A 15,707-nucleotide genomic window follows, 5' to 3' on the forward strand; every position below is an offset into this window, starting at 1 on the left:
AATGACTATAGACCAGATTTTCTAATTAGGTATTGATTGCGCTGAGCTTGTCTCAATTGCTAGCAAGTGCGAGGTAAAATACTTATAAGCATTTAAATCAAAATTTTCAGATAAAGCATTCATAAAACCATGAGCATATTGACTTACATTACACTCTACCCTGTCCTTTTCATTTAAAGCTGCAACCACTGGCGCAATATCAAAATGTGCTTCGCTATGAGGAAAAATAAATCGACAAGGTATATTCGCATTCAGTGAAAGGTGATGCCTCACTTGCGATGGGTAAAAAGCAATAAGCTGTTTTATAAAAGGGTTGTCTAATTCAGCTTGTGCTCGCCAGGCTGCTGATGCCCCTGCACTAAAAGCTATAATCGTTGTAGGACGTTTTATTGTTGTTAGTGTGAAATGGACACGCTCAAAATAGGTATCATGCCCACACTCATTCAAAAAGTGCTGATATTGTGCTGATTCATTTGTTGGCAACTGTATTTGCCCCATGTATGGGTCGCACATTCTAACTCGATTTTTAAGCTGCAAGGCAAGCTGTGTTAGGTGAGCAGTTTTACCAAAAATGTCTGTTACCAAGAGGTAATTCATGAATCTACTTCTTTCTTAAAACTATTATTTTTATTGTCCCGACTAGAATACGCCTGTTTCAAAAAAACATCCAGCTATATTAAACCTGAGCAAGCTATCCCCTTCAAATTGATATGGATTAACTTGAAAGACTGTAGAGACCTTTGCTGGCTACTGCATAAAACTAATTAATAAATAAAGATAATCCTGTTGCTTTTGACATATTGAACAATTACTCTAACTACCGATTTGTACCCAATAAATATAGTTTAAACACTTACAAGGAAGTTAAATATGAAATACTTACTTTTACTCTCTACATTAGCACTGGCTGCGTGCAGTTCATCACCATCACGTATAGATACCAGTAATACAATGGACGTGATTGCTTTAAGTGAAGCGAGTGCGCCAGACAGTGTTAAAGGCATATTTAAATTTCATATTAAAGCAGGCGGAAAACACAGAGGTGACGTTTTTTTAAATACTGAAGAAGATTACCGTGATAGAAGATCAATTACAGTTGCCTTAAACTACAAGGTTGTACCTGAGTTCACTAAAAAATTTGGTGAATCCCCTGAGACATTTTTTATTGATAAAGAGATAGAAGTTACGGGCGAAGCAAAGCGCGTCATAATAGACTTCATCTCACAAGGACGAGCTACAAATAAATACTATTACCAAACTCATGTAGACGTATCTTCAGTTGAGCAAATTAAAATACTTAACTAACAGCAAATACTTAAAAGACAAGTAAATACGTCTATTTGCTTGTCTTTTATAGCTTGAGTAAACGAGCTCTTCCCTTTAAAAATAACTCGGTTATAGCACTAGATTAAAAGCCAATACTTAAAGTAGATTTATTTAAAAATAAAACTTGCATAAAAAACATTCGTGAAGTAGTCTATCTGTCTGGTTTTTAGAAACCTCGCGGTTAACCCCTTACCTTGATCCAGTAATTCCCGCATATTCGTATAAATACTTGCGATGTCGTGTTACCAAATGACAATTTGATGAATTTCAAAATTATCACCAAACTGTCACAAACTTAGTCAACACTGTACGCAAGACAACAAATGTCAGACTGTATTTTTAACTGCCTTTAAAGCTCTACAGAATCTGACAAACAGAAAGAGTGAGTTTTATTATGTCATATAAATACAATGGGTCTCTGATCCAAATTGCACACCCAGTGCAGTCAATATCGGTTAACAAACAGCGTGTAATTTTTAGTGACACGCAAGGCTTGAAAAACGCCATTTTCCAAAAGGCCAGTGATGCCCGCCAATTTGTAAAATGGCTAAAAGCCAACTAAACCGAAAAACGCCAGCTCTGCTGGCGTTTTAGTTTTTACTTCTCTGCATTGAACTAAAACCCTGCTACACTTATATTTTTAACTATTAACAGGTAGTAAGATGCGCCGTACTAGTGTTCTTTTACTATTCTTTTTTTGCGCAGCCTCATTTGCCGAAAAACAAACCAAAACTATTCAATGGGTAGTCGTTGATTTTGCGCCTTATTACATCATGAATGACCGCTATGAAGGTAGCGGGCGTGATGAAAGTGTCATGAAAATGATTGAAAAAGCGTTACCAGGTTATCGATTCACACATACTCTTTATCCGTCAAGTAGAGCAATACACGAACTTTCGAATCCGCAAAATAATTATTGCATGTTGTCGTTATATCAGAATGAGCACCGTAAACAGCACATTGCTTTTAGCTCTCACACATCAACAATTGGATTATCTCCATCAATAGCCATAAGAAAAGAGCTAATTAAAGCGCTCGATTTAGACCCTAGTAAAGCAATTTCTTTAAAAGCTCTGTTAAATGAGAAGCACCTTGCACTTGGGGTATCTATGAGCCGCTCGTTTGGTAAAAGTATTGATGACGTTATAAACACCAATCATGATGCAAATATAATATTTCGCCCAGGCAGTGATACTTTAGCAAGCCTTACTTACATGTTAAGCAAAAAACGTATCGATATTCTATTGGGTTATCCCAGTGAGCACTATTATCTGGCTCACTCAATGGGCTTTGAAGACAAACTAACCCAGCTCACTCTGACAGAGGCACCTAAACTGAGTGAAGGGTTTATTGGTTGCACTAATAATGAACAAGGTCGCCAGATAATTAGTGAACTCGATATTGCGTTAGAAAAAATCGCACATACGCAAGATTATCACGACATTTTAGTGCGCTGGTTACCTGATAATTTAAAACCAATTTTAGAGAAAAGGCTCAAGGATAGAAATGAAAGTGCCGCCCATTAAGCGGCACTTTTAAAATAATGTTACTTACGAACACCTTCAATAAATAAACCAATATCCACATGTGTAGATGCAGGTCCAAGGTTGTAATCAATACCGTAGTCAGCAAGTTTTAGGCTTGTTTCACCTTCAAAACCAACACGGTAACCACCCCATGGATCTTTACCTTCACCTATTTTATCAATTTCAAAGGTAATCGTTTTAGTGACGCCATTTAAAGTGAATTCACCCGTTACATCAGCTTCATCACCCTCTTCATCAAATTTAATTGAAGTACTTTTAAACGTCGCTGTTGGGTACTTATCTACATTTAAAAAGTCTTTACCACGTAGATGCTTATCACGTTCAGCGTGGTTAGAATCAATACTCTTTGTTTCAATCGTTACATTGATTTTAGAGGTATCAGGTTTTTTATCATCGTAGCTAAAATCACCTGAAAAAGTGTTAAAGCGGCCATGCAGCCAGCTATAGCCTAAGTGTTTAATTTTAAAAGTAACGAATGCATGGGCACCGTCTGTATCAATCACATAGTCTGCTGCATTCACATTTGCAGTAGAAAATAACGCCGCACTTAATGCCGTGCTTAAAAGTAACTTTTTCATATTAATCATCCTTTAGTGGTTTGATCATTCTAGTTAAGGTTTTATCTTTGTCGATAAAATGATGTTTTAGTGCCCCTAATGCATGTAAAACAACAACACCTATTAGCCCGTATGTGGCATAAAAGTGAATTTCACCTGCAATATCTTCTTGATTAGCAATTGAACCTGGCAATGCGGGTACAGCAAATAAATTAAATACGTCAATAGCACGTCCATCTGCTGTCGAGATTAAATAACCGGTTATAACAATGACGATAAGTAATAAATAAATTATTTTATGTACTGAGTGAGCAATAAAGTTCATAGTTTTAGTATTAGATATCGGCTCAGGTTGTGTACCGAGTAACCGCCAACCAAAGCGAAAAAGTAAAACAGCAGCTAAGGTAATCCCTACACTTTTATGTAAATCAAGGGAGCCTTTATACCAAGCATCATAATAAGTTAGCTCAACCATATAGACACCCAAGCCAAACAGGCCAAACACCCCAAGAGCCATTAACCAATGAAGTGTAATTGCTACCCATCCGTAGCTGGTTTTAGTGTTGCTTAACATACTCTTTTCCGAAAATCGCTATTCCTACTGATAGAATAGCCTAGCTTATTTGCAATTAAAATAGCGTTAAACAAACATCATCTGTGCATTTACGCACATATTTACACAGCGATATAACTTCCCTTGCATAGAAAGTGTTAATGGTTTTTGTACCAAAGCGTTTTGTCTCTGCATTTACTACATTCACCAACTAAGTGATTTTTAAGTACATGCAACGACACCTTATTACATTTGCCACAGCTTAACTGCGCTTCAACCCATGCTCTTGTTCCTGGGTCAAACCTTAAACGTGCTATTGTTGCAGAATACACAGACACGAAAAATGGTACACAAAAGGTCAGTGCTAGTTTGAGCCAATGAACATCGGCTAATTTCATACTTAGAATGAGATCGCCTTGATTAATTATGTTTAAGAAAATACCCACAATAAGGGCAGTCTTAAAACCAGTAACTAAGGTTCTTTTGTTAAATGCGACCTTTAAAAATAGAATTGATTTGATCACGATATGCTCTTGTGAGTTTAAAGACTCATTAAATGACCTTAAAAACACAAAAACTATTCCTAGTGATTTATTAGAAAAGACTGACAGTGCTTATCTTTACACTATTATTAAAATTTTATTCGTATTTTAGTGTTATCTTTTTGCCATTGGGTGGTCTGGATTCAACTGAAGAAGGTCCCATAGGTTTCCATACAGATCTTCAAAAACAGCTACGGTTCCATAGTCCTGTTCAATTGGTTCTCGGACAAATTTAATGCCAATTGATTTCATGCGCTTAAAATCTCGCCAAAAATCGTCTGTATTTAAAAATAAAAATACTCTTCCTCCAGTCTGGTTGCCAATAAAGTCATGCTGTTCAGGCTTTGACGCTTTAGCAAGTAACAAGGTCACACCATGAGAATTTGGCGGGGCAACAACCACCCAACGTTTGTCTTGTTCTGGTTGATAGGTATCCTCCAGAAGCTCAAACTTAAGTTTATTTACATAAAAATCGATAGCTTCATCATAATCTTTCACGACCAAAGCAATATGAACAATATTCTGTTTCATTGTATTACCTACTAAAGGGCTTAGCTATTCGCTTTCTTCCACCAAACCAACATAAATCTGGCTATTGGCATCTACCTGAAAGCAGCTGATCAGGTTTTCTTTCACCAGCTCTAACATAGCGATAAAGCTAACGACAACACCACTTCTGCCTTCATCAATAGTAAAAAGAGTACTAAAAGGCAGCTGTGATTGGGCTTCTGAGAGTTTATCTAAGATTAAACTCATCCGTTCACGGGTTGATAAGGCCTCTGCGGTAATATGATGGTGTTCAAATGTTTTGGCCCTAGCCATAACGTCGCTTAGCGCAACTAACAAGTCTTTCATGTCAACGTCAGGTAACAGTACCTCACGCTCATTAAATTCTGGTACCAGTGCTTCGGCAACAAAGATATCGCGGCCTTCGCGAGGGATTTCATCAAGATTTTCGGCAGCTTTTTTAAATTGTTCGTATTCTTGTAAACGTCTGACAAGCTCAGCTCGAGGGTCTTCTTCCTCTTCAAGCTCTTCATGTTTTGGTAGTAATAATCGTGATTTAATTTGTGCTAGTAGTGCCGCCATCACAAGGTATTCGCCAGCCAGTTCAAGCTGAAACTCGCTCATCATTTCAACATAACTAACGTATTGCTCAGTAATACTAAAAATAGAGAGCTCTAGCACATCGAGTTTATGTTTTTTGATTAAATACAGAAGTAAATCGAGAGGACCTTCAAAGGTTTCTAAAATGATCTCTAGCGCATCAGGCGGAATGTATAAATCTTCAGGTTTATCAACCACTGCTTTGCCATGCAAAAAAGCCAGTGGCAGCTTTTGCTGTACTGGCTCTTGCAAATTATCTGGCGCGTCAAGCTCTGGGCTAGTCAATGAAGTCTCTACTCAAATGGTTTGGTATCACCACAACCGACACGTAAGATTTCGATGCTATCATCTGATAAGTCAATTACTGTGGTTGCCTGTTCAGGAAGATAACCACCATGAATAATTAAATCAACTTGCTTTTCAATGCGATCGCGAATTTCATCAGGATCAGCCTCAGTATATTGCTCACCTGGTAAAATTAAAGAACACGACATTAACGGTTCACCTAATTCAGCCAATAAAGCACAGGTGATTGGGTGTTCGATAACACGAATACCAATGGTTTTTTTCTTTTCGTTTAATAAACGCTTTGGTACTTCTTTAGTGCCTTTAAAGATGAACGTATAAGGCCCGGGGGTGTTATTTTTAATTAATCTGAATAACTGATTATCGACGCGAGCATAGGTGGATAGCTCTGATAAGTCGCGGCAAACTAAGGTAAAGTTATGGTGTTTTTCAATGCCACGAATACGTTCGATGCGCTCTTTTGCTTGCTTATTACCAATGTTGCAGCCAAGTGCATAACCCGAATCGGTTGGGTATACAATAACACCGCCTTGCTTAATAATATCAACCGCTTGGCTGATTAAGCGTGGTTGCGGATTATCTGGATGAATATGAAAAAACTGACTCATTACACGCTCCTATTGCCCTTCCCATGCTTGCCAAACCCCTTGGCAATCTTTTGGTAAGTATAAATTTTTACCTAACTCCAACCAACTGGTCGGAAAATGAAAATCTGACCCTTGCGACGCAAGTAAACCATATTCACGGCAAAGTTCACCTAAAAACTGGCGCTCACTCGGCGCTTGCTGTGGCTGTGCAACTTCCATCGCATCACCACCTGCGTCTTTAAACTCAATAATTAACTTACGTAGCCACTTATTCGACATTTGATAACGCCCAGGATGGGCAAGAACGGCAACCCCACCCGCTTGGTGAATGGCAGCAATTGCCGTTTTCATATCGCACCAACTACTTGGTACATAGCCTGTTTTTCCTCGCCCTAAGTATTTTTTAAATACCCCCGGGAAGTTTTTAGCTACACCACGTTCAATCAGTGCACGGGCGAAATGCGCGCGTGTGATCTGGGCGTTTTCGGCAAATGTTTTTGCTTGCTCGTAAATGCCTTCAAAACCATTTTTAGCGAGGCGACGACCTATCTCTAAAGCACGCTCTTCACGCTTGCCTTGTTGCGCTTGTAATAATGACAACAGTGCGTCATTTTCATCATCAACATTTAAGCCAACAATATGAATTTCAAAGCTTTCCCATTTTGTTGATACTTCAACGCCAGCAATTAATTTAAGCGGTAAATTATCATCTGCAATGACTTGGCGAGCTGGTTTTATCGCACTCAACGTGTCGTGATCGGTAATTGCAAACACATCTATGTTTTTCTCAACCGCGCGGTGTAACAATTGCTCGACTGATAGCTGACCATCTGAGTATGTGGTGTGGCTATGTAAATCGTATTTTATCAAAGGGAAAGACTGCTTTACGTAAGTTCTTGAATCAATGATGTGAGTATAACAAAAATTTACTGCGAGGGCGTGATTATCTTTTTAGGTTAGACATATATACCCACATAAATGGGCAATTACGAGAGGTAAATGCCGAACACGTATTAATATGTAAATTAATGCTTGACAGTATCGGCATAGGTACGCTTTACTGTATGCACTTTCAGACACGTTAAATAAGCAATAACAATGAACAAAACAATTCAAATCACAATTTGGTGGTGGCACTCGTAACTAGCGGGTGACGAATTGTCGTGTCTAACGATTTCAAAACCCGCTCAAGTAGCGGGTTTTTTTATATCTAAATTTTAAGGTTTTATAATGAATTACATAGCAACTCTTACACATCATTGGTGGTGGCGCCTGGCTTAGCGGGACGGTAAGGGTCTATCTAATTTATAGGCATCTTTATACGAACCCCGCCAAGCATCGCTTCGCGGGGTTTTGTTTTTTAAAGAGTTTTTGGGAATGAGGGAGAATGAGGTTTGATTTTTAGTCATATAACAACGACACCGGGTGAAGTAACCAGTATCACTCAAGTGCGCGACTACATCAGTAGCCCACTTGCGTTATACAGTTTACTCGATAAGCCTAATTCACTGCTGTTAGAGTCTGCTGAAATTGATTCTAAAGACAGTGTAAAAAGTCTAATTTTGGTTGACTCAGCGCTACGTATTGTTTGCCAAGGCAAACAGGTCACACTCACTGCACAGTCAAATAATGGCAAGCAATTACTGCCTTATTTACAAACTCATGTGCAAAACTGCTCTGCAGAGCTTGTAGAAGATACATTAACGTTAACCTACAACGAGGTCGCAAGCGATATTGATGAAGCCAGTAAATTAGTAGCAGATAATGCATTTAGTGCGCTACGTAGCTGCATTAACAGTATTAAAAGCACCACAGACAACCCATTCTCTGTGTTCTTAGGCGGTGTGTTTGCCTACGACATGGTTGCTAATTTTGAAACCCTTTCAGATGTACCTGACGGCGAGAACAGCTGCCCAGATTATGTTTTCTACCTAGCCGAAACGTTAGTTGTCATCGACCATCAAGCAAAAACAACCGAGCTAATTGGCAATGTATTTAACGGCCCTGAAGTCCATGCTAATTGCTTTGAGGTTGGTCAACAGTTAGAACGTTTAAATACCGTATGTGACAATGCACAAAGCTACCAAGGGCAAAAGCAAACAGGCTCAAACCCAATTTCTGTCGATGTTAGCGACGAGCAATACTGCGAACATGTCATCACGTTAAAAAACAACATCGTTGATGGCGATATTTTCCAAGTTGTTCCATCACGTACTTTTTCTCTCGCCTGCCCTGACTCACTTCATGCTTACAGCCAACTAAAACAACAAAACCCAAGCCCATATATGTTTTACATGCGCGATGAAGAGTTTGTGTTATTCGGCGCATCGCCCGAGTCAGCCCTCAAATACTGCCCAGAGAGCAAACAAGTTGAGGTATACCCAATTGCAGGTACTCGCCCTCGTGGCAAGTTTGCTAATGGGCAAATTAATCCAGACCTAGACAGCCGCATTGAGCTTGAACTTCGCAACGACCAAAAAGAACGTGCCGAGCACCTGATGTTAGTTGATTTAGCGCGAAATGATGTAGCCCGTATTAGCGTACCAGGCACACGTCACGCTAAAGAGTTATTAAAAGTAGACCGCTACTCACAAGTGATGCATTTAGTTTCACGCGTGGTTGGTACTTTAAAACCTGAACTCGATGCGCTACATGCTTACCAAGCTTGTATGAACATGGGCACCTTAGTGGGTGCCCCTAAAGTACGCGCTGCTGAGTTAGTTCGTCAAACCGAACAAAAACGTCGCGGCAGCTATGGAGGTGCAGTAGGTTATTTAACAGGTGATGGTGCCATGGATAGCTGTATTGTTATTCGCTCTGCCTTTGTTAAAAACGGCACAGCCTACGTGCAAGCAGGTGCAGGTGTGGTGTTTGATTCAGATCCACAATCAGAAGCCAATGAAACCCGCGCTAAAGCACAAGCTGTGATCACTGCGATTCAATCGACTTACGAGGCACAATAATGACGACAACATCAGCCTATAAAATCTACTTTTTAGATAACTTTGATTCATTTAGTTATAACTTAGTCGATGAACTTTCTATGTTAGGGTGCCAGTTAGTGGTATACCGTAATAACATCAGTGCACAAAGCATCTTCGACAAAATGTGCCAAGAGACAGTACCTGTACTATTAGTGCTATCACCTGGTCCTGGCGCACCATCTGATGCGGGTTGTTTAATGGAGCTCATTGAACTGTGTAAAGGCCGCTTCCCGATGCTGGGTATCTGTTTAGGGCAGCAAGCACTAACACAAAGCTACGGTGGGGTTATTGGTCATGCGGGCGAAACTGTGCATGGCAAGTCATCAATTATTACGTTGACTGAGCACCCAGTATTCGCGGGTATGGGCGATAAAATGCCGGTTGCTCGTTATCATTCATTAATGGCAACTAAAGTCCCTGACGACGTTGAAGTAATTGCTTGTTATGAAAATATTCCAATGGCAATTTACCACCAACAAGATAGTGCCCTTGGCTATCAGTTTCACCCTGAGTCAATTTTAACGCCAAATGGCGCATTGCTATTACAGCAAAGCATTGAATTTTTAACCACACGCGTGCAGTAGAGGAATAACATGGAAGCAACAACTCAAACCCAGTTAAACCAATTGTTAGCAAAGCAAGATTTATCATTTTCGCAAGCAACTGCATTGTTTGACGCCATCATGAATGGCCAGCTTAATGATATTGAATTAACTGCTGCACTTATCGCCCTAAAACTAAAAGGCGAAACAAGTGATGAAATCGCCGGTGCGGCGGCATCAATGCGCGCCAACGCAGTGCCATTTCAAACCAGCAAAACCTTACTTGCTGATAGCTGTGGTACCGGTGGCGATGGCTCAAACACAATTAATATTAGTACCACAGCTGCTATTGTTGCCGCCGCTGCGGGCATCAATATGGTCAAACATGGTAATCGCAGTGTGTCGAGTAATTCGGGCTCAGCGGATTTACTTAAAGCCTTGGGTATCAATATCGATATGAGCCCTGAGCAAGCAGCGCATTGTTTAGACAATACTGGGTTTACATTTTTATTTGCACCGCATTATCACAGTGGTGTACGCCATGCGATGGGCGTGCGTACGGCTCTTAAAAGCCGCACAATTTTTAATATCTTAGGGCCACTGGCCAATCCTGCTGCCCCTAAGGTGCAATTGCTTGGTGTTTATGACCCTTCACTGTGCTTACCAATGGCCGAAACCTTAAAAACCCTTGGCACAAAACGCGCTATGGTGGTTCACGGTGCAGGCACTGACGAAATTGCCTTACACGGGACAACCAAAGTGGTTGAGCTTAATAACGGTGAACTGAGCGAGTACACGCTAACAGCGAGCGATTTTGGTCTTGCAAACTATTCACTTGAACAACTAGCAGGCCAAGGCCCAGAATATAACGCAAAAGCAAGCTTAGCGATTTTACAAGGTCAAGGTGAAATGGCGCATAACGCTGCCATTATAGCCAACGTTGCCGCCCTTCTTTATTTAACCGATAAAGCAGGTGATTTAAAAGCAGCCGCAGATCAAGTAAGCGAATTATTAGCATCAGGCAAAGCGATGGACACATTGAACGCAATTATTGAGGTAAGTCATGGCTAACGTGTTAGACAAAATTGTTGCCGACAAACGCATTGAATTAGAACAAAGAAAAGCACAGCGCCCGCTTGAATCGTTCATTAGCGATGTTGTGCCAACCAAGCGAAACTTTGAAGCGGCATTAGCAGCAACCGGTACACAGTTTATTTTAGAATGTAAAAAAGCCTCGCCGTCAAAAGGGCTTATTCGCGAACCATTCAATTTAGACGAAATTACATCGGTTTATAAAAAGTACGCAACCTGTATGAGCGTATTAACTGACGAAAAATATTTTCAAGGTAGCTATCAGTACCTCGAACACGTGCGCAGCCAAGTTGAACAGCCGCTTATTTGTAAAGATTTCTTTATTGATGAGTACCAAGTTTATTTAGCACGCTTATCGGGTGGTGATGCGATTCTATTAATGCTCTCAGTCCTTGATGACGAGCAATATTTAGCGCTTCATAAAGTGGCTGATTCTTTAAATATGTCGGTACTCACTGAAGTTAGTAATGAACAAGAGGTAAGTCGTGCACTTGCACTTAATGCCAGCCTAATTGGTATTAATAACCGCGACCTTCGTGATTTAAGTACTGATCTTGCAACAACTGAGCGTTTACGTCAGCTTATCCCAAATGACAAAGTGGTGATTTCAGAATCGGGCATTTATACCCATAAAGATGTTAAACGCCTTGCGCCATTGTGTGATGGCTTTTTAATTGGCAGCTCACTGATGGCTGAGCGCGACTTAGAAGCCGCGTGTCGTAAAGTGATTTTAGGTGAGAACAAAGTGTGCGGTTTAACCCGTTCACAAGATGCGATGGCAGCCTACGCCAGTGGTGCTGTGTATGGTGGCTTAATTTTTTATCCTAAGTCACCGCGCTATGTCGATATCGACTGTGCCAAGCAAGTTACGCAAAGTGCCCCGCTCGCGTATGTGGGTGTGTTTGTCAATGCACCTCTTGAGCAAGTGGTCGATTATGCACAAAGCTTAAAATTAGCTGCAGTGCAATTACATGGTGACGAGAATAGCGAGTATATTCAAAGTCTCAGAAAGCAATTACCGCTTGGCTGTGAAATTTGGAAAGCCCAAGCTGTTAAAGGCGAATTACCCAAACCGCTTGAAGGGGTTGATCGCCATTTATACGACACTTACAGCAAAAGCCAAAAAGGCGGTACAGGCGAAGCATTTGATTGGTCAGTGCTAGAGACGGCAACCGTGCCGTTTATGTTAGCCGGGGGTTTAAACCCAGAAAATATTCACGCAGCGCTTTATCGCGGTGCTAATGGCCTTGACCTAAATTCTGGCGTTGAAGCGTCAGCGGGTAAAAAGTGCCAAACAAAATTACAAAATGCGTTTTCGCATATCAGAAATTATTGAGGTTAGAATGCAAAATCCAGCTTATTTCGGTGAATTCGGTGGTATGTTTGTACCACAGCTGCTTGTGCCTGCACTCAAGCAACTTGAAGCAGAGTTTAATAAATCACAAAACGATCCAGCTTTTCAGGCTGAGTTTGAAAAATTATTAAATGAATACGCAGGTCGCCCTACACCATTAACACTGACACGAAACTTAGTTAAAAATCCTAAGGTAAAACTGTATTTAAAGCGTGAAGATTTACTGCACGGTGGTGCACATAAAACCAACCAAGTACTTGGTCAAGCACTTCTGACCAAACGTATGGGTAAAAAAGAAGTGATTGCAGAAACAGGTGCCGGCCAACACGGTGTTGCAACAGCCCTAGCCTGTGCCCTACTTGGCTTAAAATGCCGTATTTACATGGGTGCAAAAGACGTAGAACGTCAACAACCAAATGTATTTCGTATGAAACTAATGGGCGCAGAGGTTATTCCTGTCACAGCGGGCTCTGGCACCTTAAAAGATGCCGTAAATGAAGCCCTGCGTGACTGGTCAGCAAATTATAAAGACGCTCACTATTTACTAGGCACTGCAGCAGGCCCTCACCCATTCCCAACCATGGTGCGAGAGTTCCAAAAAATGATTGGTGAAGAAGCAAAACAACAAGTGCTAAAAGCAGAAGGTCGCTTACCGGATGCTGTACTTGCTTGTGTGGGTGGTGGCTCTAACGCCATTGGTATGTTCACAGATTTTATTGATGAGCCAAGCGTAAAACTAATTGGTGTAGAGCCCGCTGGTAAAGGCTTAGATACCCACCAGCATGGTGCCACCTTATGTAAAGGCACAAAAGGCATTTTACACGGTACTTATACCTACATTATGCAAGATGATGATGGCCAAATTGAAGAGTCTTACTCTGTATCAGCTGGTCTTGATTACCCTGCTGTTGGCCCACAGCATGCTCACTTGCATGAAACAGGCCGTGCAGAGTACGTAGGTATTACCGATACAGAAGCACTTGAAGCGTTCCAACGACTGGCTAAGAACGAAGGGATTATTCCAGCGCTTGAATCAAGCCATGCCCTCGCATATGCCCTTAAATATGCCGAGCAACAAACCGAAGACACTATTTTAGTGGTTAATCTAAGCGGCCGAGGCGATAAAGATTTGGCTCACGTACACAGTGTTTTATCAGAAGGAGGCGCACTATGAGCCAGACTAACCGTTACGGACAACTGTTCGCCACATTAAATGAAACAAACCAAGGTGCCTTTGTACCCTTTGTTACTATTGGCGACCCTAATAAAGCACTGAGTGTAGAAATCATCAAAAGCTTAATTGATGGCGGCGCTGATGCCCTTGAGCTAGGTATTCCATTTTCAGATCCGATTGCAGATGGCCCAGTGATCCAAGCTGCCAACATTCGTGCACTTGATGAAAACATCAATACCCAAGATTGCTTTGATATCATTAAACAAGTGCGTCAGTACAATGCCGATATTCCAATTGGCCTATTATTATATTCAAACCTGGTGTTTAAGCGTGGCATCGAAAAATTTTATCAAGATGCTAAAGAAGCCGGTGTTGATTCAATTTTAGTGGCTGACGTGCCACTACATGAGTCAAAGCTATTTCGCCAAACAGCAATGAAAAATGGCATCGACCCAATTTTTATTGCAACGCCTAATGCTGATGATGACACCTTACGGGAGTGTGCGTCATATGGTCGTGGTTACACATACCTTCTTTCACGCGCAGGTGTGACAGGCACAGAAACCAAGGCACAAATGCCAGCAGATTCATTAGTTAAAAAACTAAAAGATTATCATGCTGCACCGGCTCTACTTGGCTTTGGTGTATCAACACCTGAAGATGTTAAATCAGCACTTGAGTCAGGGGCCGCTGGTGCCATTTCAGGCTCTGCGGTTGTTAAAATCATCGAGGCAAACCTTGATGACCAAGCAGCAATGCTCACTGGTTTAAAAGAGTTTGTAGCCAGTATGAAAGCTGCTACTAAGTAAGTTGTTTTATTACATAAAAAAGGGCCTTAAAGGCCCTTTTTTATGTCTAACTAATTATGAGAAATGATTAATGATGGCGGTGCTCGCCTTCTTTAATCTCTTCGATAAACTTACGATTAAAAGCCTCTAAATCAGCAGGGCTTCGGCTTGTGACTATGCCTTCATCAACACACACCTCTTGATCAACCCAATTAGCACCAGCATTGATCAAATCAGTTTTAATACTTGGGTATGATGTCACCTTGCGGTCGCGTAACTTGTTAATTTCGGCTAATAGCCATGGACCATGGCATATCGCGGCAATGGGTTTGTTTTTACCGGCAGTGAAAAAACCATCAACAAAGGCTTTTGCTTCGCTATTTTGACGTAACGTATCTGGGTTGAATAAACCACCAGGAAGCAGTAACGCGTCATACTCTGCAGAGTCTGCTTCGCTGACTACGCGGTCAACAGTGACTCGCTCACCCCATTGGTTTTCATCCCATGCGGTGATATCGCCACGCTCAAGTGACACAACTTCAACAAGTGCACCAGCTTCTAATAATGCGCTTCGTGGTGACAATAGCTCGCTTTGCTCAAAGCCGTTGGTTGCAAGAATGGCAATCTTTTTACCATTAAGTTGGCTATTTAAATCTGACATGTTATCTCCTTATTTGGGCAAACCTAAATCATTAGAAGCAGACAACATGCCAAGACTTAATGCATTGAAAATATTAAATTAATTTTTAAGTCACCAATTTTTACTCTGTAAATACTACAGCCGCTGTGCAAATCCTGCTTATAAAACGTCTTTGAGTGCTTTAGCAGGTTTGAATACTGGCTTATTAGCGCCTTCAATCTCAATTTCTTCACCGGTTTGCGGGTTGCGCCCTTTACGTGCTGGGTAATAACTTAGGGCAAATGTACCAAAGCCATTTATTTGCACTTGGTCGCCCTCAGATAATGATTTTTCGATAGCATTTAACATGCTCGTTAAGGCTGCTTGTGTGTCTTTTTTTGTTAATTCACTGTGGGCAGCCATTTGCGATACTAACGCGGCTTTATTCATAATATGCTCCAAAATACGCCGCTTAATCATCTGAGGTTAAGCGGAAAAAGATAAGGTAAAACATCCTAAACATTGGTTTAGGCCAGATTGGCTCGGGAGGCTAAGCTTTCAGGGCAACTAAGTCAACCTTGTATCTTGAGCTATAACTTGATACAACCCCGTATCTTTTTAAATTAGAG

Annotated in this window: 19 protein-coding genes; 9 read left to right on the top strand and 10 right to left on the bottom strand. The window is 41.0% G+C overall.

The genetic code is table 11. The features are described 5' to 3' along the window. Positions 1-21: 21 nt before the first annotated feature. The gene (locus tag L3V38_RS06010) at positions 22-597 is read right to left on the bottom strand and encodes a hypothetical protein (RefSeq protein ID WP_130149682.1); all 576 of its coding nucleotides are present in this window, start codon (positions 595-597) and stop codon (positions 22-24) included. Between the two features lie 273 nt (positions 598-870). Between L3V38_RS06010 and L3V38_RS06015 the strand changes: the two genes are divergently transcribed. The 3 genes from L3V38_RS06015 (at position 871) to L3V38_RS06025 (ending at position 2,852) form a co-directional block, all read left to right on the top strand. Then, positions 871-1,305 (top strand): hypothetical protein, encoded by a 435-nt coding sequence (locus L3V38_RS06015; protein WP_237118714.1) that lies wholly within the window; start codon positions 871-873, stop codon positions 1,303-1,305. 415 nt (positions 1,306-1,720) lie between these two features. Further along, positions 1,721-1,888: a hypothetical protein gene (locus L3V38_RS06020; protein WP_165381452.1), complete on the top strand. Its 168-nt coding sequence runs from the start codon at positions 1,721-1,723 to the stop codon at positions 1,886-1,888. 100 nt (positions 1,889-1,988) lie between these two features. Further along, on the top strand, positions 1,989-2,852 hold the full coding sequence (locus tag L3V38_RS06025; protein ID WP_237118715.1) for a TIGR02285 family protein: 864 nt from the start codon (positions 1,989-1,991) through the stop codon (positions 2,850-2,852). Positions 2,853-2,872: 20 nt separating this feature from the next. Here the strand turns inward: L3V38_RS06025 and L3V38_RS06030 are convergent, their stop codons facing one another. From L3V38_RS06030 to L3V38_RS06060, 7 genes are all read right to left on the bottom strand, one after another. Beyond that, the gene (locus L3V38_RS06030) at positions 2,873-3,451 is read right to left on the bottom strand and encodes a YceI family protein (protein ID WP_237118716.1); all 579 of its coding nucleotides are present in this window, start codon (positions 3,449-3,451) and stop codon (positions 2,873-2,875) included. Position 3,452: 1 nt separating this feature from the next. Continuing rightward, on the bottom strand, positions 3,453-4,004 hold the full coding sequence (locus tag L3V38_RS06035) for a cytochrome b (protein WP_237118717.1): 552 nt from the start codon (positions 4,002-4,004) through the stop codon (positions 3,453-3,455). Positions 4,005-4,141: 137 nt separating this feature from the next. Continuing rightward, entirely contained in the window at positions 4,142-4,507 is a 366-nt protein-coding gene (gene nrtS, locus L3V38_RS06040; protein ID WP_237118718.1) for a nitrate/nitrite transporter NrtS, read from the bottom strand. A 132-nt stretch (positions 4,508-4,639) separates the two neighbouring features. Then, positions 4,640-5,056, bottom strand: a complete 417-nt coding sequence (locus L3V38_RS06045) for a VOC family protein (RefSeq protein WP_237118719.1) — start codon at positions 5,054-5,056, stop codon at positions 4,640-4,642. A gap of 24 nt (positions 5,057-5,080) precedes the next feature. Next, positions 5,081-5,884, bottom strand: a complete 804-nt coding sequence (locus L3V38_RS06050; RefSeq protein ID WP_237118773.1) for a ScpA family protein — start codon at positions 5,882-5,884, stop codon at positions 5,081-5,083. 41 nt (positions 5,885-5,925) lie between these two features. After that, complete coding sequence (locus tag L3V38_RS06055) at positions 5,926-6,546, bottom strand: L-threonylcarbamoyladenylate synthase (RefSeq protein WP_237118720.1); 621 nt, start codon at positions 6,544-6,546, stop codon at positions 5,926-5,928. 9 nt (positions 6,547-6,555) lie between these two features. After that, positions 6,556-7,395: a PHP domain-containing protein gene (locus L3V38_RS06060; protein WP_237118721.1), complete on the bottom strand. Its 840-nt coding sequence runs from the start codon at positions 7,393-7,395 to the stop codon at positions 6,556-6,558. Between the two features lie 524 nt (positions 7,396-7,919). On the opposite strand from L3V38_RS06060, the gene L3V38_RS06065 reads away from it, so the two are divergent. From L3V38_RS06065 to trpA, 6 genes are read left to right on the top strand one after another with little or no spacing between them, the layout of a single operon-like run. After that, positions 7,920-9,488: an anthranilate synthase component 1 gene (locus L3V38_RS06065; protein WP_237118722.1), complete on the top strand. Its 1,569-nt coding sequence runs from the start codon at positions 7,920-7,922 to the stop codon at positions 9,486-9,488. Continuing rightward, entirely contained in the window at positions 9,488-10,093 is a 606-nt protein-coding gene (locus L3V38_RS06070; protein ID WP_237118723.1) for an aminodeoxychorismate/anthranilate synthase component II, read from the top strand. The genes L3V38_RS06065 and L3V38_RS06070 overlap by 1 nt, the downstream gene beginning before the upstream one ends. A 9-nt stretch (positions 10,094-10,102) precedes the next feature. Then, positions 10,103-11,122, top strand: a complete 1,020-nt coding sequence (gene trpD / locus L3V38_RS06075; protein WP_237118724.1) for an anthranilate phosphoribosyltransferase — start codon at positions 10,103-10,105, stop codon at positions 11,120-11,122. Further along, positions 11,115-12,479: a bifunctional indole-3-glycerol-phosphate synthase TrpC/phosphoribosylanthranilate isomerase TrpF gene (gene trpCF, locus L3V38_RS06080; RefSeq protein ID WP_237118725.1), complete on the top strand. Its 1,365-nt coding sequence runs from the start codon at positions 11,115-11,117 to the stop codon at positions 12,477-12,479. The genes trpD and trpCF overlap by 8 nt, the downstream gene beginning before the upstream one ends. Positions 12,480-12,486: 7 nt before the next feature. Then, positions 12,487-13,671 (top strand): tryptophan synthase subunit beta, encoded by a 1,185-nt coding sequence (trpB, locus tag L3V38_RS06085; RefSeq protein WP_237118726.1) that lies wholly within the window; start codon positions 12,487-12,489, stop codon positions 13,669-13,671. Further along, a complete protein-coding gene (trpA, locus tag L3V38_RS06090) occupies positions 13,668-14,480 on the top strand; it encodes a tryptophan synthase subunit alpha (protein WP_055021153.1) in 813 nt (270 codons plus the stop codon). The genes trpB and trpA overlap by 4 nt, the downstream gene beginning before the upstream one ends. A gap of 67 nt (positions 14,481-14,547) precedes the next feature. Here trpA and L3V38_RS06095 read toward each other — a convergent pair whose 3' ends face one another. Both L3V38_RS06095 and L3V38_RS06100 read right to left on the bottom strand, forming a co-directional pair. Further along, entirely contained in the window at positions 14,548-15,120 is a 573-nt protein-coding gene (locus L3V38_RS06095; RefSeq protein WP_237118727.1) for a type 1 glutamine amidotransferase domain-containing protein, read from the bottom strand. Between the two features lie 138 nt (positions 15,121-15,258). Next, a complete protein-coding gene (locus L3V38_RS06100) occupies positions 15,259-15,558 on the bottom strand; it encodes an HU family DNA-binding protein (RefSeq protein WP_346729895.1) in 300 nt (99 codons plus the stop codon). Positions 15,559-15,707 lie beyond the last annotated feature (149 nt).

It is taken from the genome of Pseudoalteromonas sp. L1 (assembly GCF_021728095.1).
Taxonomy (GTDB): domain Bacteria; phylum Pseudomonadota; class Gammaproteobacteria; order Enterobacterales; family Alteromonadaceae; genus Pseudoalteromonas.